The sequence below is a fragment of the Paenibacillus cisolokensis genome (genome assembly GCF_050481165.1).
GTDB lineage: Bacteria > Bacillota > Bacilli > Paenibacillales > Paenibacillaceae > Paenibacillus_AH > Paenibacillus_AH cisolokensis.
The window spans coordinates 1-18,361 of record NZ_JBCNFP010000021.1; the positions used below are offsets into that span (position 1 = coordinate 1).

Consider the following 18,361-nt stretch of genomic DNA (forward strand, 5'->3'; position numbering starts at 1 on the left):
CTTTCGAAATTCAGGATAAATATAATACGTGTCGCCGATCTGCGTAATGCGCGGATCTTCGATGCCGAACGATTCCAGCGGCTGCGACGGGTAGATGAACGGCTTGTCGTCGACGGTAAAATGGCGGCCGTCGCGGCTGCGCGCGATGCGCAGGTACGACAGCGAAGTCAAGTATTGGAAAGTCGCGCTCTCCGAACGGTTGCGGATGACGCGCGGGTCCGAGAAATCGTACCGCTCGTCATCCTCCCTCAGCTCGATCAGATCAAGCCGGTCGCTTGCCGCGTCGTATACCGGCGCCAGCACGATGCCCGGCTTCGGGCTGATCGGCCGCTCCGCCACGCGGAGCAGCATAATGATTTCATCCCCGTATTTGGCGATGCCGGCGTTGAACGCCCCGATGACTTCGAAGTCTTCCCGGTGAGGGGTGACATCCGCCGGCGTAATAAGCGGATTTTCTTCATAACGGTAAACATGGATCATCGTAATAATTGCTCCCTTAGCTCTTTTGCTCTTGCTGTTTTATGCCCGGACCGGCCGGGCTGTTCTCGAACGCGGCGAACGGGTCGCGAATTTCGATCCGTTGCGCCTCCGCGTCGCCGACGCCTGCATAGAGCGTTGCCGTGCCGTCCCCGTGCCGGATCAGGCCGCCGCTGAATACAACGTCCTCGAGATCCGGCCGCTTCGACGGGCCGGGCACAAAATCCGCCCGCTCGGCGATCATCTTGAGCGCGGTGCGTTCGCCCGTCAACGGATGATAAACAAATACGATCGGATAATAATGGCGATTTCCTTGGTCGTCATAGCAAGCGATATGGCCGAGCACGCCAATCAAGCCCCCGGCCAGGAGATGGGCTTCATTCGCTCCTCCCCACTCTTCGTCGGTGAAGTGGGCGTCGAGCAGCGGCGCTTCTTCGATCGCCTTCACGGTCAGCTCCTCCAGCGAGCCGATGCGGACGAAACCGATCTTCCCGCGGCCGCCCTTCTCTCCTTGCGGTCTCGTGAATACGCCGACCGATCCGTCGGCCAGTTCGACGAGCCGGATATCCTTCATGCCGTCAGGACCTTCGAAGAACCGTTCCAATTCGGCAATCCGGCTGCCCCGGTAGAACACCGTCCGCCACATCAGGTAACCGGGCCGTCCGGGATCGGGGAATACTTCCACCCCTCCCAGCACGAGATTGCCGCCGATGACCGTATGGAACGGGTCCTGAAGCCGAAGCACCGGCGCGCCTTCGCGCGGTACCCAGACGCCGTCGCGTTCCGTGAAGAAGACGACATCGGAATGCTCGCTGTCCCGCGATTCCACCCGCCCGGCAATGACAAGTTCCCCGTCATCCCGGAACGGAGCGGCGATGTTGTACACGTCTTTCCCGTCTACGCCGGCGAATTTCAGCTTTTGCGCGCCGCCGGCGCGCTCCCCGGCATTCCGGTATTCCTCAAGCAGAGATGCGCAGGTTTGGGCGGCCGTATGCGCCGATAACGAATTCATAGGTTTCCAAGCACTCCTCTTGTTATTTCAGATTGAACTGCATACCTTCCTGGAACTTCTTGCCAAATATAATGAAGATCAAAATTATCGGCAATGTGAGCAGGACCGAAGCCGCGTAGAGCGGACCCGGATAAGTGCCGTACGGACCGAACATTTGCGACAACAGCACGTTCAGCGTCAGCAGACCGTCGCTGCGCACGACGATCATGTCCCACAACAGCTCCGTCCACCGCTCCATCAGCAGGAACAGAAATACGACGGTCGTAATGGACTTGGACATCGGCAGCATAATCCGGTACATAATTTTCCAATCGCTTGCGCCATCGAGCTTGGCCGCTTCGATGAACGCATCGGGAATCGCCTTAAAGAAATTGGTATACATGAAAATCGCCCACAGACTGACCGCTTTCGGCAAGATCATGCCCAGATACGTATCGTACAAGCCGATCCGCTGTACCGACAGAAACGTCGGAATGAGCAGGATGATCGCCGGGAAAAACATATGGAACAACACGAAGTTGTTCGTAAAATCGCGGCCCCTGAATCTCAGCTTCGACAACGCATAGGCGACCATGACCCCGAACAGCATCATCAGGGCGGTCGAGGCGAGCGACACGATAATGCTGTTCATAAACGCCGTCATCCACGGACGGGACATCCCTGTCTCACCGCCGGAGAACAGCCACTCATACGACTTGAACGTATACTTGGTCGGAAACAGCTTGCGGTCGATCTGGGTCCAATCCGCGAGCGAATTGAGCACCATGTACAAATACGGATAAACGAGAACAAGCAGCAGGACAAGCGCGACGATGTAACGGATCGCGAGCCGCAATTTGCGGTTTCGATTAGTTCCAACCATAGCGCTTCCCCCACAGTTCCAGCAATTTTCGAACGATGTAGATGGAGACGAATGTCGCGAGCGAAGCCAGCAGCGCTACGGCGGATGCGTAGCCGGCCTGCAGGTTTTTGAACGCCTGGTTGAAAATCTCCATCTGCCACGTATTGGTCGCGAAGTTCGGACCTCCGCCGGTCAGCTGATACACCTCGGTAAAGATGCCGAAGGTAACGCCGAAAGCCAGAATGAGCGTCGTATACAGCGACGGGTACAACAGCGGCAGCGTAATGCGCCAAAACCGCTGGCGGTCCGTGACGCCGTCGATGGCGGCGGCCTCGTACACTTCCTTGTCGATGCTCGACAGTCCGGCGGTCAGAATAAGCGCATAATAGCCGGTAAATTTCCACGCCAGAATGATGCCGATCACGAACAGCGCGGACATCGGCGTACCGAGCCAGTCGATCGTGATGCCGAGGCTGCGCAGAAACGTATTGACCGGGCTGTTATAGGACAGCAGCCCTTTGACGATCAGCGCGGATACGACACCCGAGGACAGATACGGCAGAAAGAAGCCGATCAGAAACAAGCTTTTGAAACGCGGCAGTCCGTTGACGAGCACCGCCACGGTCAGCGCCATCACCGTCACGATCGGAATAAAGACGAGCATGAACTTGTAGGTGACCCAGAACGCCGCATGAACGCTCGGCGAACGGAGCGCGTCCATAAAGTTCTCGAACCCGACAAAATGATATTCCGGCGCGATCAGGTCCCAGTCGGTAAACGACAAATAGAAAGACCAGATCAGCGGGATGAAGAAAAAAACGATGGAATAAATGAGGTACGGGCTGGTAAATAACCAGCCCAACCTGTTGTTTTGTCGCTCCATGGGAAGACTCCTTTATTTCAGTGCGTCTTCGATGGCCTTCTTCATATTGGCCCAACCGTCTGCCGGCGAAATTTCACCGCGAACGACTTTGTTCAGCGCCTCCTGGCCGATCAGCGTCTGCAGCTCATTATATTTGGCGTTGTCCATCGGCGGAATCGCGTTCGGCACATTTTCGGCGTAAAGCTTCAGCTGCGGATTGGCATCGAGAATCGCCTTGAACGCCTCGTTCGTCGACAGGTCGTCGCGCGCCGGCGGCAGCATCGTTTGCTCGAACCATTTCAGGTCGTTTTCCGGTTTGGAATAAACCCATTTCAGAAAGTCGACAGCGGCTTTCCGTTGCGCCTCCGTAGCGTCTGCGTAGATGACAATGCCTTTCGTGTCCGCGAAAGTTTTGCTCTCTGCGGGATTTTTGCCGTCCGGCACAGGCGGCATCGTCAATGCGAACGTTTCATTATATTTCATTTCCGGGAATTTCTCTTTCCACATCGTAAACGTCCAAGGACCGAGATCGGTGAATACGCTGGTGCCCGTCTCAAACGGATCGGTTACGTTTTGCGCCAGAATGCCGTTCTCCTTGCGAAGATTATCGATGAACGTGAGCGTTTCTACGCCCGCCGCCTCGTCTCCGACGAAGCTGTCGCCCTCGATAAATTTATTACCCCCGGAAGCGGCATTATAGAGCATGAAGAAGTCGAACCAGCGCTTCCAGGCGGTCGGGTCGATCAGATCGGCTTTCGCCCACAAATATTTGTCTTTGTGAGCCGCCTTCAGCTTTTTCGTCAGCTCCAGAATTTCGCCGTACGTTTGCGGCGGCTGCTCGTAGCCGAGATCTTTCAGAATGTCAATCCGCCAACCGAACAGCATGGCGTTGGAATAGATCGGCAGCACATATTGATGGCCGTCCGCGAATGTCCAGGGCTCGATCGTCTTGGTCATATTCCGGCTGGACAGAATATCTTCGAAGCCCGGCAGCGTATCGAGCGGGACGAGCGCCTTGCTCGCAGCCAGCTGCGCCGCGAAGCCACGGTTAATGTTCTCGGACATCGTCGGCGCGCTCCTGCCCGCGATTGCGGCCTGAATGCTGGCCTCCGAGCTCGGAGATTCCTTTATCGCACTGACATTAATTTTCACGTTCGGATTTTCGGCCTCGTAAGCTTTGGCCATTTCCTGCCAATATGCCTGCTGCGTCGGGTTGGGCGCCGCCCAAAACTCGATCGTCGTCACTTCGCCTTCCGCTTCACCGCTATCTTCCGCTTTTCCCCCTTGGCCGGTGGAACAGGCCGACAATACGGCGACAATCATGCCAACTAGGAGTAGTAACGCAACATTCTTTTTCATTCCGCCAAGACCTCCTGAATAAATCATGTTTTCTCTAGGTAGAATAGTAATGTTATTGTAACGTTACTATTCTTGGAAAAATGCGCTTTGTAACCGTTTGTAACATCATTATCCCTGTTCGTTTATAAAAAGTCAAGCCGTTTTGTTGTGAACAATCCATAACAGTTTACTCGGTTGTAACTTTACAAAATCAATTTGTAACGTTACTATAGTAGTGTTGACAGTAGTGTTGACTGCAGCATGTTTGTCGCCGAAAATAGAGTTGCCCTGTACTTTAATTCTGTACTTTGATTATGTATCCGCAGCTTGGAAAGGAATGACCGACGTGAAATCGAAAGTTACGATGCAGGACATTGCCGACCGGCTCAAACTGTCCAAAAATTCCGTTTCGCAAGCGCTAACCGGCAAGCCCGGCGTAAGTGAAGCAACGCGTCGGCTTGTGATCGAAACGGCGGAGCAGATGGGCTACGTTTACGGCAAGGACCGGAAACGCCGGCAGCCGAATGCGCCAAACGGCAGCATCGCGCTGATCGCTTCCGATTTTGCGTTTGCCCAGAAAAACTTTTTCGGCGAAATCTATCTCAGCATCGAAAGAGAAGTGCGCGACCGCGGCTATGAACTGCTCATCCAGTCGGTCAATCAAACGGCTGCGGCCGAGCTTCGCCTTCCGCCGTTTCTTGAGAATCGCGCGGTTGCCGGCGTGCTTACGCTGTCCCATATTACGACCGAATACGTCAACGCCGTTATCGATACGGGCATACCGACCGTCCTGATCGACCATCACCATCCCGATATTGCGGCCGATTGCGTGCTGACGAACAACCGGTTCGGCGCTTACGAAGCGGTGCGACATCTGCTTGAGCTCGGCCACCGGGATATCGGTTATGTCGGAAATATCGACTTTTCCCCCAGTTATTACGAACGGCTGGACGGCTTCCGGCTCGCCATGCACGAATACGGCGTTACCCCCAACGAAGAGTGGATCGTCGATCGCGCGCTGGAGGATCACTCGTATATTATTAACCTTGTCAAACAGTTGGAAAACTATCCAACCGCCTGGTTCTGCGTCAACGACGGGCTCGGCTTCATGCTCAATTCCGCGCTGCAGCAGCACGGCTTCAGCGTGCCGGATGACGTCTCCGTCGTCAGCTTTGACAACGGTTACTTGTCGCGCATCGCCACGCCCCCGATGACGACGGTAAACGTGGACCTCGAATTGTTCGGCAGCTGCGCGGTGGAGCTTCTGCTCGACCGCATCGCGCATCCGAACAAGCCGCTTACCGAGACGCTGCTGCAGGCGAAGCTCATCGTCCGCGAATCGACCGCAGCGCCGAAGCGCGCGTAACCGCAACGCCAGGTAAGGCGGCGGTGAGCGCGGGGGCGGCGGCAGTGGAGGGCGGGAGCAAGCGGCCCTCTGGCGGCCGCCCCCCTCACCCCGGCGAATGGCGCAATGCCGGCCGTTACCCGCGCCGACGAGGGCAGGACCAAGCGGTCTCGGTGGCAGCGGTGTGGGCGGGAGCAAGCGGTCTCGGTGGCAGCGGTGTGGGCGGGAGCGAGCACGTTCCCGTCGGCGGCGGGGTTGCGGTGAAGGCGGGGGCAGCCCGCCACCCGCGGCAGTGGCGAGGGCGGGATCACGCCGGTCCCGGCAGCAGCGGCGGCCGCCCCCCTCACCCCGGCGAATGGCGCAATGCCGGCCGTTACCCGCGCCGACGAGGGCGGGACCAAGCGGTCTCGGTGGCAGCGGCGGCGTGATTGAGAGGGCGGTCCATGCCGGGCTTCCGGGTAGCGATACGTGAGCACAGCCAAACGCCCCAAAAATTTTTAACGAATCGTACACACGCTATTTGGCTGAAAAGCGGCCTTCATGTTTTCTAACGAATCGTAGAAACGTTATTAGCGTCTATAATGGCAAATAGTTCCAGATAATGGCGAATAGCGTGCTCTGGATTCGTTACAGTTTCCATCGGTGCCTTTTTTGCCTCGATAAGGTTTGTCATATTCGTTAGCGCCCTGTCGTCGGTAGAGAGCGGGGGTTCGTTAGCGTCCAGTAATCGGCAGATGGAGAGACTCGCATTATGCTTTCATAAAATCATGCCGCGAAACACGAACTCTTTTCATAACGGATGGCGGCCTGGTGGGCCGTACTGAGTTATTCTTACCAATTACCTTCCACTCCGGGTATTCGATATTGTCCATAAGCTCGGGAGCGCGCAACTTGGTCGGGGGCAATGAGTTATGCGCATAAAGGCTCAAGTTAAATGCAAAAAGGCTCGCTGCCATAACGAAACCTTTTGGCTGTGCGAACCTCGACACAAAAACGATTAGCTTATTTGCAGTACCCTTCTTACAATAGCCTTTCTACAGAAGCCCTTCCTTCATGGCCCGGTATACGAGCTGGGAGAACAGGCTGTTCGACCAGGCGAACCACGAGCGTGTGAACTTGCCCGGATCGTCGGCATGGAAGCCTTCATGCATATAGCCGGTATCGGCGTCCGTCGCTTCCAGCATCGCGATCATCTCCAGCTTCTCCTCTGGCGAAGACGCCGTCAACCCTTGCATCGACAACGCCATATGCCAGATATAACCCGGAGGCGTATGCGGGCTGCCGATACCTCTGGCCGCCTTGCCTTCGAAGTAGAACGGATTTTCCTTGCTGAGCGCAAACCGGCGCGTATTCTGATATACCGGATCGTCCGCGGAAACATAGCCGAGATAAGGAATGGACATAAGTCCCGGCGTTCCGGCGTCGTCCATCAGACAGTAGTTGCCGAAGCCGTCCGTTTCATAAGCGTAGATCGGACCGAACTCGGGATGGCGGTAAATGCCGTACAGCCTGATCCCGTGATCGATCTCCTGCTCCAGCTCCTTCAGCTCGCGCAGGAACTCCAGATCGCGGAACACCCATTCCGCAAATTCCTGCATATAACGCAGCGCCACAACCGCAAACATATTACCCGGAATGTTGTAATGGAAATCGCACGCATCGTCGCTGGAGCGGAAGCCCGACCATACCATGCCCGTATAGTTGACCGGCATGCCGAGCCCGTTATTGCGAAGCGAGTCGGTCGGGATGCCGTTATTGCGGGTGAAACGGTAAGGCGAAAGCTCGAAATGCCGCTGCTCGGTTCGGAACAACGAGTAAATGGTGCGCATTGCGGCTTTGAAGCCGGCATCGAAAATATCCGTCAGCCCTGTTTCTTTCCAATACAAATAAGCGAGGCGCATCGAAAAACAGAGCGAATCGATTTCGAACTTGCGCTCCCATACCCACGGCGACATGTCGGTTTCGTCCGTCGCGTTCCAGTGCCAGTCGTTGGCCGACTCGTTAAAAGCGTTTGCATACGGGTCGATTTGAATATAGGCGATATGCCGTTTAATCAATCCGCCGATGATGCGCTGCAGATCGGGATCGTCCTTCGCGAGCGGCACATAGTGAATGACTTGCTCGACCGAATCGCGCAGCCACATCGCCGGGATGTCCCCGGTAATGACGAACGTCGTGCCGTCGTCGAGCAGTTTCGTGGTCGTTTCAAGCGTATTCGGAAAGCAGTTTTTGAACAGCTGCAGCAGCTTGGGACGATGGGCCAGTTTCTCTTCGGCCTCGGCCAGCACCGCCTGCACCGCTTGCGGCAGTTCGAGCTTGGGCATCGGTATTTTCGGAAGTCTGAATTGCTCCATCTTGTTCAACAGGCTCCTTTAGTATTGGCTTATTATTGACGTTCATGAACCGGATCGCTCGTTGTGCCCGGCCGCCAGCCCGCTTCGATGCGGGCGATATCGGCCCTTACGCGAATCGCGGCTCCCGGGAGATCGGCGAACGCGTCCAGCGCCAAGTGCAGCGCTTCGAGAGAGCCGGATGCGGCGGCGAAAATCCGTCTATCGGAAGCAAAAGCAGCGGGGCGCGGGCGACTGCCGCCGTATACAGCAAGCATTGCACCGATCGATTCGGTCTCGCCGGCTCGCTGCGGATCGCCGTAATCGGCGGCTACTTCCCGCACTAATCTTACAACCGGGCTGGCGGCACCGTCAATTCGGCGCTGATCGTATTGCCGTACAAAACAGGCGGAGGGACTTCCCGAAATCACGCCCATAACTTCGGGAAGCCCCTCCTCGGACATATGCCCGCCCCGTCCGTTCCTCACACCATCATTTTGCAAATATCGTTCGTAAATTCGACCGGATCGTCGACCGGCAAGCCTTCGATCAGCAGCGCCTGATTATACAGCAGGCCGGTATAGAGCTTCAGCTTCTCGGGATCGTGCTGATGAGCCGCTTTGAGCGATTGGAACACGTCGTGGTTGACGTTGATCTCCAACACCTTGTCCGCCTTCACATTTTGCCCGTTCGGCATGGCGCGCAGCACTTTCTCCATCTCGATCGACAGCTCGCCTTCGGCGGTCAGACATACCGGATGGGATTTGAGCCGCTTGGACGCCTTGACCTTCTTCACCTTGTCTCCCAAAATGTTCTTCATCGCCTCAAACAGCTCTTTATTGCCGCTGTCCTCCGCATTGGACTTGTCCGCATCCGAATCGGCCTCGTCGATGCCCAGGTCGCCGCTCGACACCGACTTGAACTCTTTCTCTTTATAGGACATGAGCATTTTGACCGCAAACTCGTCGATATCGTCGGTCAGATACAAAATTTCGTAGCCTTTGTCGGCAACGAGCTCGGTCTGCGGCAGCTTGGCGAGACGTTCGATCGAATCCCCGGCAGCATAGTAAATGTACTTCTGATCTTCCGGCATCCGCGACACGTATTCGTCCAGCGTGACCAGCTTCTTCTCCTTGGAGGAATAGAACAGGAGCAGATCCTGCAGCATATCCTTGTTCGTCCCGTAATCGCTGTATACGCCGAACTTCAATTGTCTGCCGAACGCCTGGTAGAACTTCTCGTACTTCTCCCGTTCTTCCTTCAGCATCGTCTGCAGCTGGCTTTTCACCTTATTTTTAATATTTTTGGCGATCAGCGTCAACTGCCGGTCATGCTGCAGCATCTCGCGCGATATATTGAGCGACAGATCTTCCGAGTCGACCATCCCTTTAACGAAGCTGAAATAATCCGGCAGCAGATCCGGACATTTGTTCATGATCAGGACGCCGCTCGAATAAAGCTCGAGACCTTTCTCGTATTCCTTCGTGTAATAGTCGAACGGAGGCTGCTCCGGGATAAACAGAATCGCGTTATAGTTGACGGCGCCGTCCGCCTTGATATGGATATGCGCCAGCGGCTTGTCGAAGCCGTACCGTTTCTCGGCATAAAAATTGTCGTAATCTTCCGGCTTCAGCTCGTTTTTGTTTTTGCGCCAGATCGGGACCATGCTGTTGATCGTTTCTTCTTCCCGGTATTCCTCGAATTCGTTCTCGGCGCCTTCCTTCGGCCGGGTTTTCGTCACGTCCATCTTGATCGGATAGCGGATGAAGTCGGAATATTTCTTGATGATCGCTCGCAGGCGATATTCTTCCAGAAACTCGTCGTACCGGTCGTCTTCGGTATTTTCTTTGATTTTCAGAATAATGTCCGTTCCGACCTCAGCTTTTTCAGCCGGTTCAACGGTATAGCCGTCCGCCCCGCTCGACTCCCATTTGTACGCTTCGTCGCTGCCGAGCGCTTTGCTGATAACCGTCACCTTGTCCGCGACCATGAAAGCGGAATAGAAGCCGACCCCGAATTGGCCGATAATGTTATGGCCGTCTTTCGCCTCGTTCTCCATCTTGAAGGCGAGCGAACCGCTCTTGGCGATGACGCCGAGATTGTTCTCCAGCTCCTCCTTCGTCATCCCGATCCCCGTATCGGAGATAGTCAGCGTGCGGTTTGCCTTGTCGGCTTTTATTTTAATGTAGTAGTCGTCCTTGTTGAATGTCAGATTGTCGTCGGTCAATGCCTTGTAATAAATTTTGTCGATCGCGTCGCTTGCATTGGAAATAAGCTCCCGCAGGAAAATTTCCCGTTGCGTGTAAATCGAATTGATCATCATTTCCAGCAATCGCTTCGATTCCGCCTTAAACTGCTTTTTGGCCATTACTTCGCGTTCTCCTTTCGCCGGTCGAATTCATTGTATCTTTATGTTTATCGTTTGGTGTCCGTCTGTTAGCACTCCATCCGCAGGAGTGCTAATACCTATTTTATATGTCTCATTATTGATGTCAATATTTGCGTCGTTTAAGGTTCGTTCTCGGTTATCCGTTAAAGGAGCTTCCATTATTTATAAAAAGGGACGGGCGCCGTTTTTTGCTATGATAGATTGATAGATTAATAGAACAAAAGACGGAGGCCGAATAGTGAACACGAGATCATACATATTTATTTTCGCTTTGATTGCGGTTTGTCTGTTCGCGAATGCCGGCTTCGCGGCGCCGGCGGCAGGCAAACCGCCGTTCGACGATATTGCCGGCAGCTATGCCGAGGACGCCATTGCCGCCCTTTATGCCAAACGGATCGTCGGCGGCGTAGGCGATCGCCGGTTCGCGCCGGAACGGGCGGTAACCCGCGCCGAATTCGCCGCAATGATGCTGCGCGCGCTGCATCTGAACCCGGTCGGCAATGCGATTCCCGCCTTCTCCGACGTACGGCGCGACGCCTGGTATTACGGCGACGTTCATGGCGCCGTCAACCTGGGGATCGTCGGCGGAACGGGACCGCGCACCTTCGAACCGGGCCGGCCGGTCACACGGCAGGAAGCCGCGGTCATCGCCGCAAGGGCGCTCCGGCTGCACAGGGAAGCCTCCGGCCGGACCGGCTTGTCTTACGCCGATGCGGAGCGGATCGCTTCCTGGGCCGCGTCTTCCGTCGCGGCGACGGCCGAAGCCGGCCTCATGCAAGGGTACGCCGGGAAGTTCCGGCCGCTCCGCACGATCAGCCGGGCGGAAGCCGCCGTGCTCCTGTACCGGATCGTCGAAATGCCGGGCTGGAAAGCGCAGTTCGCCGCCGAACCGGATGCGGGCGTCCAGCTCGGATGGCTGTATGAGGATGCCGATCGGCAATTTCGCAACATGACGATAAATGCTGTCGTCAATACGATATCGCCCAGATGGTTTTTTATAACGGCAACGGGCGGAACGACCGGTCAGGCGGATCCCGCCCTGATCGCCCTGGCGCATGAACGGGGCAAGCGGGTTTGGCCGCTTGTCGGCAACCGTTTCGATCGGGAAATGACGCATCTCGTGCTGACCGATCCGAAGCGGAGCGAGACGCTCGTCCGCAGGCTTGCCGACATCGTGCAAACTTACCGGCTGGACGGATTGAATCTCGATTTCGAGAATGTCGATCCGGCCGACCGGGACGCCTTCTCGTCTTTCGTCCGCGAAACGGCCCGGGCGCTGCACGTCCATGGAGCCGAGCTGTCCGTATGCGTTCCTCCCGATTTGGAAACGGACTGGAGCGAGCCGTTCGATTATGCCGCATTGGCTGCTGCGGCCGATTATATCGTCTTGATGGGATATGAGGAGCACTGGAACGGCAGTCCGGAGCCCGGCTCCGTCTCTTCGCTGCCGTGGGTGGAGCGGCATGTCCGGAAGTTGGTCCGGCAAATCCCCGCCGGGCAGGTCATTCTGGGATTGCCGTTCTATACGAGGGATTGGTCGCGGCAGAACGGCCGGACGGTATCCGAGGACTTGACGCTGGCGGAACAGAACCGGCGGCTCGCCGAAGAGAAGCCGGCGGTGCGGTGGGATGAGACATTGGGACAATATACGGCCGTTTACAATCGCGGGGGAACGAAGCATTCGATCTGGGCGGAGGACAGCCGTTCGCTGTCGCTGAAATATATGGCGGGCGCAAGCTTCGGCATCGGCGGCAACGCCTATTGGCATATCGGCGGCGAAAGTCCGGACGTATGGGCCAGCCTCGGCAACGCGATCCGGTACGGCGGGTACGATTTTACCCGCCGGACAGTCGCGCTGCGCTGAGGAAAACCGGCCCGGCGTCAAATTAAAGCGCCCACGTTCAGGGCGATGACATATTGGGCGGTAATGAGCTGCGGACGCGTAATCGCCGAACCGGATTTACAAGGCCCTTGGCGACGGCCACTTCAGTTCTACGCCGGCCGCTGCGAGCATCGCCTGGTAGTCGCCGAGTGAGACGCCGTCCGCCCGCACTGCGCGCGGCCGCATGCCACGGTCGATGCAGAAGGAGGCGAGATAGCCCGCGGCTTCCCCAATGTTCCATTCCACCGGATGGAGCCGGTAGCAGCCGTTCGTAATATGGGTGGTGCCGATATTTTTGCAAGCGGCCAGCAGATTGTTCATCCGGACCGGAATCAAGCTGCCGAGCGGAATTTGGAACGGAAGGCTGGAGATGTCGATGTAGGTTCGAAGCGCCGTGCTCGGATGCAGATCGATCCGGTATGCGCCGATTCCGACGGAATCGAAATAGTCCGCCGCCAGACCGTCCTTGCGGCATTCCGGGCTCAAATCCTGCTCCACGACCGTCGTCTCCGCCTTGATCCGCCTCGATTCGCGAATATAGGGGCTCTTCGCCAGACCGTCCTGCGTGCCCGCGATATCGCCGCGCAGCCGCAGCCCCGGATATCCGGCTTTGCCATCCGGACGCGGCGCTTCCGTCTGCATCCAGTACAGCAGCGATAAGCTCAATTGTCTGGCGTTCTCCAGATGCTTCCGCCGTTCTTCCTCATCCACATCGATAATCGGTCCGAGCCAGTAGTCGTTCTGCGGCCAATTGACGACGGTCACATCGCTTTCAAACGCACCCGGCGCAAACTGCGAACGGTCGATAATACGGCGGTACGTCCATAGCGAAAACGACTTGCCGTCCGGAAAGAAGCTGTAACGAATCGGCTCGAGCGTATGCGGGACAAGCCCCGTCCAGCTGAGCTGGCGATCCGGCCAGAAGCTTGCGCTGTACTGCTTCCAAATTTCGTACTGCTCCGGCTTTTGGATCGTATAATCTTCACCCTCGATATAGTCGACGGCGAAGCACCAGGTGATCGCCTGCATGTCCGCCGGATCGGCCGCGCCGTCAAGAGCGTGCGGCTCCCCGGTCTCCGCGGCCGATTCGGCGCCCGTTACATATTCGGTACCCGATAGCGGGAGCAGGTCTCCCTCGTCCGTCGCATCCAGAAAATAGGCGCCGGTCAGCACCGCGGTATCGCCCGTCAAACTGCTGCGGACATGCACGGCGCGAATCTCGTCGCCCGCCGTCTCTACCCGCACCGCCTTGTGCTGCTCCATGATCGTCAGGCTTCCGCGGTGAATGTAGGGCGCCAGCATATCGCGCAGCACGGCCAGCGCCGCCCGCGGTTCATGCGCGATACGGCTTACGCTGGCGTTGCCGGGATTGAAATGCGGGTTCGCCCGGGCGGCAGGCAGCACCGCAAAATGGCGCTTGTAATAATCCCGCACCCCGTTCCGGAACGCCCGGTAACTCGCCGTACATCCGAAGCTTTCGATCCACGGATGCTCATCCGGCGGCACCATCTGGCTTGTCAACTGACCGCCGATCCAATCCGTCTCTTCCGTCATAATGACGCGTTTGCCCGCCCGCGACGCCGCCAGCGCCGCGGCGCATCCGCCGGTGCTTCCGCCAATGATCACAATATCGGCATGCAAATGCCGCTCCATCCCGTTTCCCTCCCCTATTTATTCAAAAACGCTTTCGTCCGGCAGGCCAAGCAGTATACCGGATACGGACATCGCCTGGAACGCATCCGGCCGCAGCCGCAGCATGTCGTGAAACGAAAAGCGCGGATACCGGACAGCCGCTCAGGCCAGAAGATGGAGCCGTGACAGATCGACTTCCCCGGTCAGCGCTTCTCCGGAGCGATACCGTTCCAGCTCGTCTGCGATGAAATCTCCGATTGCAAGCAAGCCGTTGTTGACGGCGCCAGCAATGTGACCGGTCAAGATGACGCGGGGATGCGTACGGAGCCAATGCCCGGACGGAGGCGGCTCCGGATCGGTCACATCGAGGATGACCCTCAGGCTGCCGCGCTCCAGCCGCCGCCGCAGCGCTTGCTCGTCGACGAGAGAGCCGCGCGCCAGATTGATCAGAATCGCGTCATCTTTCATCGCGCTCAGCGTCCGCTCGTTGATCATATGATAGGTAGCCGGAATTTCCGGCGCGAGCACCGTGACGACATCGGAAGCGGCCATCAGCTCTTCGAGGGAAACCGACCTCGCGCCCAGCCGCACCGCCTGTTCCGCGCTGACCGTCGGATCGTACAGCAAAACGTCGACGCGAAAATGGCGCAGCAGCTCGAGGTAGCGTCTGCCGGCCTGCCCCGCCCCGATGCAGCCGATCGTCACGCCGAACAGCTCGCGAATCCGGCTGCGTGTCTCGTCCGCCCGGTTGTTCCACCAGTCCCCGTCACGGGTGCGGTCCGCAATATCCCATATATTTTTAAGCGATACGATCGTGAGCCCGAGCGCCGTCTCCGCCACCCCGCGGCTCAGCACCGAGGCGGCGGAGACGACGCGGATGCCCCTTGCCTGCAGCGCTTCCGATACGACCGGTTTCACCGAACCCGCCGCATGTAGCACGATTTTCAAGTCCGGCGCCTCATCGAGCAGCTCTTCGTTCAATTGCGGACTCATCCAGGAGGTGACGGCCGCTTCGGCCCCCCGGATCAGGGCGGCGCTGCCCTCCGGCGAAAGCGGCTCCGCCGGCACCGCCAGCTCGTTCGCGAGCCGCGACATCCGTTCCAGCGCCGCAGCCGCGAACACCCGGCTCCTGACAGCCGGATTCAGCAGCATTGCAATTTTATTCATATTCGCCGTTTCTCCCATATAAACTCTGATATTCTGTAGGGGTGAAGCCTGTCATTTTCTTGAAAGCTTTGCTGAACGAATGGACCGACTGATAGTGCAGAAGCTCCGATATTTGCGTAATGCTGCTCCGGCCGGACTGCAGGCTGTTCATCGCCTTCATCATGCGCCGCTTGGCCCAATATTCCTGCAATGAAATGCCCACTTCCTCCCGGAAGGCATGCGACATATAGGAGTAGCTGTAGCCCAGCTTGTCGGCCAACTGGCCGAGCTCCGAAATTTCCGCCGCATGGCGGTCCAAATACTGAACAATCTGATAGACGAGCTCCTTCTTGCCGTAAGCTTTCTTCCTTTCGTCCGCCGCCGCCCGGCTGCCCGAGAGCTGCCGTTCGAGCATGATGAGCAGCCGGTTGAGCAGGCTGTCCAGCATGAGCGGCAGATGCGGCGGTTCCGTCCGCAGCTCGTGCATAATCTCGAACAGCAGCTCGTCAAGGCCCGCGACGTCCCGGACCGCACGGCCGTCCCCCGCTTGCGCAAGCGCATCCAGCAGATGCCTGCCTCTGGCCGTCGGCTGCAGCTCCAGGGATACGAACCGCATCGGACTTCTGGACCCTTTGGCCGCGGCGATCCGGTAGCTGCTGCCCGGATTGAGCCATATATAATGGCGCTCCGGCAGCGGCAGCTCATGTCCGTCGATCGCGATCGCGCCATGCCCGGACAGCATGTAGACGAGCAGGCTGCCGTGGTCGGCAAGGCGCCCGTCCGCCTCGTAACAGCAGCGATCCTGAACCTGATGCAGCAGAAGATGGGTCAGCGTATAAGCGCGATCCACATAACAGTGGTTAAACCCCGCCTTCCCGGTTCGGATGGCGGAAGCGCCGCCGTTCAGCATGAAGCAGCCCCCTTCCAAGCGACGACTGTACTGACTGTATACCCTTACGCCTTATTCTGCATCAATCCTGGCGGCTCCGTTATCCGCCGATCTTACGAAAACAAGGAATATCTTTAGTTGTTTTGCCGTTTGCGGTATTCGGTCGGCGGCGTGCCGTAAAATTGCGTGAACTGCCTGGTGAAATGATGGATAGACGAATAGCCGAGATCGCTGGCGATGTCCGTAATCGAACGGCCGCTTTCGGTGAGCGATACGGCCGCCCGCTTCATGACGGCCCGGGTCAAATACGCTTTGGGCGGCATCCCGGTCGCCTGTTTGAACAATTGATGAAACTGGGACTTCCGGAGACCGGTCATGTCCAGCCACTGATCCTCCCGGGCCCGCGCGTCCGCCTCGCGGTCGATCCGCTCGATTACGGCCTGTATGCGTCTGTCCGCGTAGGACGGCTGTCTCGCCAGCTGAACCAGCTCCAATACGAAAGCCTTCAGCAGACTGGCCGCGATCTCCTCCGAAGCGGCCGCTTCGCTCTGATGATGTCTGACGATTTCGGCGAAAATCGTCATTAGCGCTTCCCGATGCTGCAGCGATTGCACAAGCGGGAGACGATCCGGCCCGGCATCGGGGCGCATGCTCGTCAAGTAGGCGGGGTGAAAGTCGGCATCGTTCCAGACGAGATGGACGTCTGTCCGCAAAGGCTTATCCGCCCAAAGCTCGCAATAGACGTTATAAGTGGCCAGCGGCTTGGCGGGATCGGAATAGAACGAATGCCGGAGCGAAGGCGGGAAGAAGATCAGATCTCCCTTCTTGACGGTTCGCGATTCGCCGGGAACCGAGATGCGTCCTCTTCCTTCCCGTACCAGGTGAAAGGCGTAGCAATATCCGATCCGGCTCGATTCGCTCGCGTTTCGTTCGATCGGAAACCGGTAATAATGCGCTACCCGCACGAACGGCCGAATGGACAACTCTCCGTTCATATGCCCTCTCCTTTCCGCATGCCATTTCACCGGAAAAAAAGATAAATCGCCGGACTTTCGTCGAAATACCGTTCCTCCCATTCATGTTACCATAAATTGCAAATGGAGAAGGAGGCTGGCGAAAAAATGAGAAGCGGAAGTTTGACAAAGGAGCAAATCGATTTTTACAACGAGGAAGGGTACGTCGTGCTGCCTCGGCTGCTGACCGACGAAGATATGGCGCCGGCGATTGAAGCGATGAACCGGAAAGTGTCGATGATCGCCGAAGAACTGAAACGGGCGAATCTCATTACGGATACCCTTGAGCATCGCCCGTTCAAATACCGTCTCGCCGAGCTGTTCGCCGGTTTATCGTCCGATGAGTTTCTGAAATACGGGAGAAGCTGGAGAGACCGTCTGCCGGGCTATTTTCACCTCATGAGCAATCCGAAAATACTGGACGCCGTGGAATCGCTGATCGGCGGCGAAATATTCGCGAATCCGGTATACAATACCCGCCCCAAAATTCCGAAGGTGGCCGCCGGCGCCGTACCTTGGCATCAGGATAAATCGTACTGGCCGGACGCCAATTCCAACCCGGTCATTACGGTATGGATTCCGCTTGTGGATGCTACCGAGACGAACGGCTGCTTGCACATCAAGCCGGGAACCCATCGCAAACGTCTGCTGAAATGGCATCATGAGACCGAATCCGGCACAGGCTACACGGCGCTCACGAAGCGCCAGCTCGGGAACTCGCCGACCGTCGCCCTTCCGGTTCCGGCGGGCAGCGCCATTCTGTTCAACGACCGTTGTCTTCATATGTCGACGCCCAACTATTCCGACGAAGTGCGCTGGAGCGTCGACCTGCGCTACCAGCCGACCGACCAGGACCCGATGACATCGCATGGCGTCGGCTTTCTCGCGCGCAGCTACAAGCATCCGGAGCGAGTGGCCACACTGGAAGACTGGTTGGCCGGGCGGCCGGAGCACGAACCGGTCATCCAGGGGCGCCGTTGATCATTCATTCCCGCCTCGATACGCGATCGGCGGGGCTGCATGAACAAAGCTGCAAAAGTGCAACTTTCTCGGACGGAAAATGGCCAGAACGCTAAAATTCCTGCGATAATACAGTTTTTTTGATCGGTTCAAGCCAGACAAGTGAAAATTTCCAATAAATACTGTATTTTTGCAGAATTTTGCACTTCAGTCATCTATTCGGGCCAAAATTCCTGCACTTTCGC

At 57.2% G+C, this 18,361-nt stretch carries 15 protein-coding genes; 4 read left to right on the top strand and 11 right to left on the bottom strand.

The genetic code is table 11. The annotated features are described in order from the left end of the window. The 5 genes from ABEV74_RS03990 to ABEV74_RS04010 all read right to left on the bottom strand — a co-directional run. The coding region (locus tag ABEV74_RS03990; protein WP_488168579.1) for a glycoside hydrolase family 130 protein at positions 1-477 on the bottom strand (477 nt) is incomplete at its 3' end. A gap of 19 nt (positions 478-496) precedes the next feature. Beyond that, positions 497-1,489 carry an MTP-1 family protein gene (locus ABEV74_RS03995; RefSeq protein ID WP_062495779.1) on the bottom strand — a complete coding sequence of 331 codons (993 nt, stop codon included), beginning with the start codon at positions 1,487-1,489 and terminating at the stop codon, positions 497-499. Positions 1,490-1,511: 22 nt separating this feature from the next. Next, positions 1,512-2,351 carry a carbohydrate ABC transporter permease gene (locus ABEV74_RS04000; protein ID WP_430143571.1) on the bottom strand — a complete coding sequence of 280 codons (840 nt, stop codon included), beginning with the start codon at positions 2,349-2,351 and terminating at the stop codon, positions 1,512-1,514. Beyond that, positions 2,338-3,213 carry a carbohydrate ABC transporter permease gene (locus ABEV74_RS04005; protein WP_062495783.1) on the bottom strand — a complete coding sequence of 292 codons (876 nt, stop codon included), beginning with the start codon at positions 3,211-3,213 and terminating at the stop codon, positions 2,338-2,340. Before ABEV74_RS04005 ends, ABEV74_RS04000 begins: the two co-directional genes overlap by 14 nt. 12 nt (positions 3,214-3,225) lie before the next feature. Beyond that, positions 3,226-4,551, bottom strand: coding sequence for an ABC transporter substrate-binding protein (locus ABEV74_RS04010; RefSeq protein WP_430143573.1), 1,326 nt, complete (start codon positions 4,549-4,551; stop codon positions 3,226-3,228). 325 nt (positions 4,552-4,876) lie between these two features. Between ABEV74_RS04010 and ABEV74_RS04015 the strand changes: the two genes are divergently transcribed. After that, on the top strand, positions 4,877-5,896 hold the full coding sequence (locus ABEV74_RS04015; protein WP_430143574.1) for a LacI family DNA-binding transcriptional regulator: 1,020 nt from the start codon (positions 4,877-4,879) through the stop codon (positions 5,894-5,896). A 1,013-nt stretch (positions 5,897-6,909) separates the two neighbouring features. Here ABEV74_RS04015 and ABEV74_RS04020 read toward each other — a convergent pair. Next, positions 6,910-8,229, bottom strand: a complete 1,320-nt coding sequence (locus tag ABEV74_RS04020; protein WP_062497252.1) for a glycoside hydrolase family 125 protein — start codon at positions 8,227-8,229, stop codon at positions 6,910-6,912. Between the two features lie 44 nt (positions 8,230-8,273). On the opposite strand from ABEV74_RS04020, the gene ABEV74_RS04025 reads away from it, so the two are divergent. After that, positions 8,274-8,552: a hypothetical protein gene (locus ABEV74_RS04025; RefSeq protein WP_430143576.1), complete on the top strand. Its 279-nt coding sequence runs from the start codon at positions 8,274-8,276 to the stop codon at positions 8,550-8,552. A gap of 137 nt (positions 8,553-8,689) precedes the next feature. Here the strand turns inward: ABEV74_RS04025 and htpG are convergent, their stop codons facing one another. After that, positions 8,690-10,573: a molecular chaperone HtpG gene (gene htpG, locus ABEV74_RS04030; protein ID WP_430143578.1), complete on the bottom strand. Its 1,884-nt coding sequence runs from the start codon at positions 10,571-10,573 to the stop codon at positions 8,690-8,692. Positions 10,574-10,832: 259 nt separating this feature from the next. Here htpG and ABEV74_RS04035 point away from each other — a divergent pair, with 259 nt between their 5' ends. Beyond that, positions 10,833-12,458 carry an S-layer homology domain-containing protein gene (locus tag ABEV74_RS04035; protein ID WP_430143580.1) on the top strand — a complete coding sequence of 542 codons (1,626 nt, stop codon included), beginning with the start codon at positions 10,833-10,835 and terminating at the stop codon, positions 12,456-12,458. Positions 12,459-12,554: 96 nt separating this feature from the next. Here ABEV74_RS04035 and ABEV74_RS04040 read toward each other — a convergent pair whose 3' ends face one another. The 4 genes from ABEV74_RS04040 to ABEV74_RS04055 form a co-directional block, all read right to left on the bottom strand. After that, the gene (locus tag ABEV74_RS04040) at positions 12,555-14,129 is read right to left on the bottom strand and encodes an FAD-dependent oxidoreductase (protein WP_430143582.1); all 1,575 of its coding nucleotides are present in this window, start codon (positions 14,127-14,129) and stop codon (positions 12,555-12,557) included. A gap of 141 nt (positions 14,130-14,270) precedes the next feature. Continuing rightward, positions 14,271-15,275 carry a hydroxyacid dehydrogenase gene (locus tag ABEV74_RS04045; RefSeq protein WP_430143584.1) on the bottom strand — a complete coding sequence of 335 codons (1,005 nt, stop codon included), beginning with the start codon at positions 15,273-15,275 and terminating at the stop codon, positions 14,271-14,273. Continuing rightward, positions 15,268-16,164, bottom strand: coding sequence for a helix-turn-helix domain-containing protein (locus ABEV74_RS04050; RefSeq protein WP_430143586.1), 897 nt, complete (start codon positions 16,162-16,164; stop codon positions 15,268-15,270). The genes ABEV74_RS04045 and ABEV74_RS04050 overlap by 8 nt, the downstream gene beginning before the upstream one ends. A 113-nt stretch (positions 16,165-16,277) precedes the next feature. Beyond that, positions 16,278-17,138, bottom strand: coding sequence for an AraC family transcriptional regulator (locus tag ABEV74_RS04055; protein ID WP_430143588.1), 861 nt, complete (start codon positions 17,136-17,138; stop codon positions 16,278-16,280). Positions 17,139-17,264: 126 nt separating this feature from the next. Here ABEV74_RS04055 and ABEV74_RS04060 point away from each other — a divergent pair, with 126 nt between their 5' ends. Next, positions 17,265-18,137 carry a phytanoyl-CoA dioxygenase family protein gene (locus ABEV74_RS04060; protein ID WP_430143590.1) on the top strand — a complete coding sequence of 291 codons (873 nt, stop codon included), beginning with the start codon at positions 17,265-17,267 and terminating at the stop codon, positions 18,135-18,137. Positions 18,138-18,361: the final 224 nt, after the last annotated feature.

Coding starts and splice junctions, on each gene's coding strand:
- ABEV74_RS03995 (WP_062495779.1), bottom strand. CDS start 1,489: ATGAATTCGTTATCGGCGCATACGGCCGCCCAAACCTGCGCATCTCTG.
- ABEV74_RS04000 (WP_430143571.1), bottom strand. CDS start 2,351: ATGGTTGGAACTAATCGAAACCGCAAATTGCGGCTCGCGATCCGTTAC.
- ABEV74_RS04005 (WP_062495783.1), bottom strand. CDS start 3,213: ATGGAGCGACAAAACAACAGGTTGGGCTGGTTATTTACCAGCCCGTAC.
- ABEV74_RS04010 (WP_430143573.1), bottom strand. CDS start 4,551: ATGAAAAAGAATGTTGCGTTACTACTCCTAGTTGGCATGATTGTCGCC.
- ABEV74_RS04020 (WP_062497252.1), bottom strand. CDS start 8,229: ATGGAGCAATTCAGACTTCCGAAAATACCGATGCCCAAGCTCGAACTG.
- ABEV74_RS04025 (WP_430143576.1), top strand. CDS start 8,274: ATGAACCGGATCGCTCGTTGTGCCCGGCCGCCAGCCCGCTTCGATGCG.
- htpG (WP_430143578.1), bottom strand. CDS start 10,573: ATGGCCAAAAAGCAGTTTAAGGCGGAATCGAAGCGATTGCTGGAAATG.
- ABEV74_RS04040 (WP_430143582.1), bottom strand. CDS start 14,129: ATGGAGCGGCATTTGCATGCCGATATTGTGATCATTGGCGGAAGCACC.
- ABEV74_RS04045 (WP_430143584.1), bottom strand. CDS start 15,275: ATGAATAAAATTGCAATGCTGCTGAATCCGGCTGTCAGGAGCCGGGTG.
- ABEV74_RS04050 (WP_430143586.1), bottom strand. CDS start 16,164: ATGCTGAACGGCGGCGCTTCCGCCATCCGAACCGGGAAGGCGGGGTTT.
- ABEV74_RS04055 (WP_430143588.1), bottom strand. CDS start 17,138: ATGAACGGAGAGTTGTCCATTCGGCCGTTCGTGCGGGTAGCGCATTAT.
- ABEV74_RS04060 (WP_430143590.1), top strand. CDS start 17,265: ATGAGAAGCGGAAGTTTGACAAAGGAGCAAATCGATTTTTACAACGAG.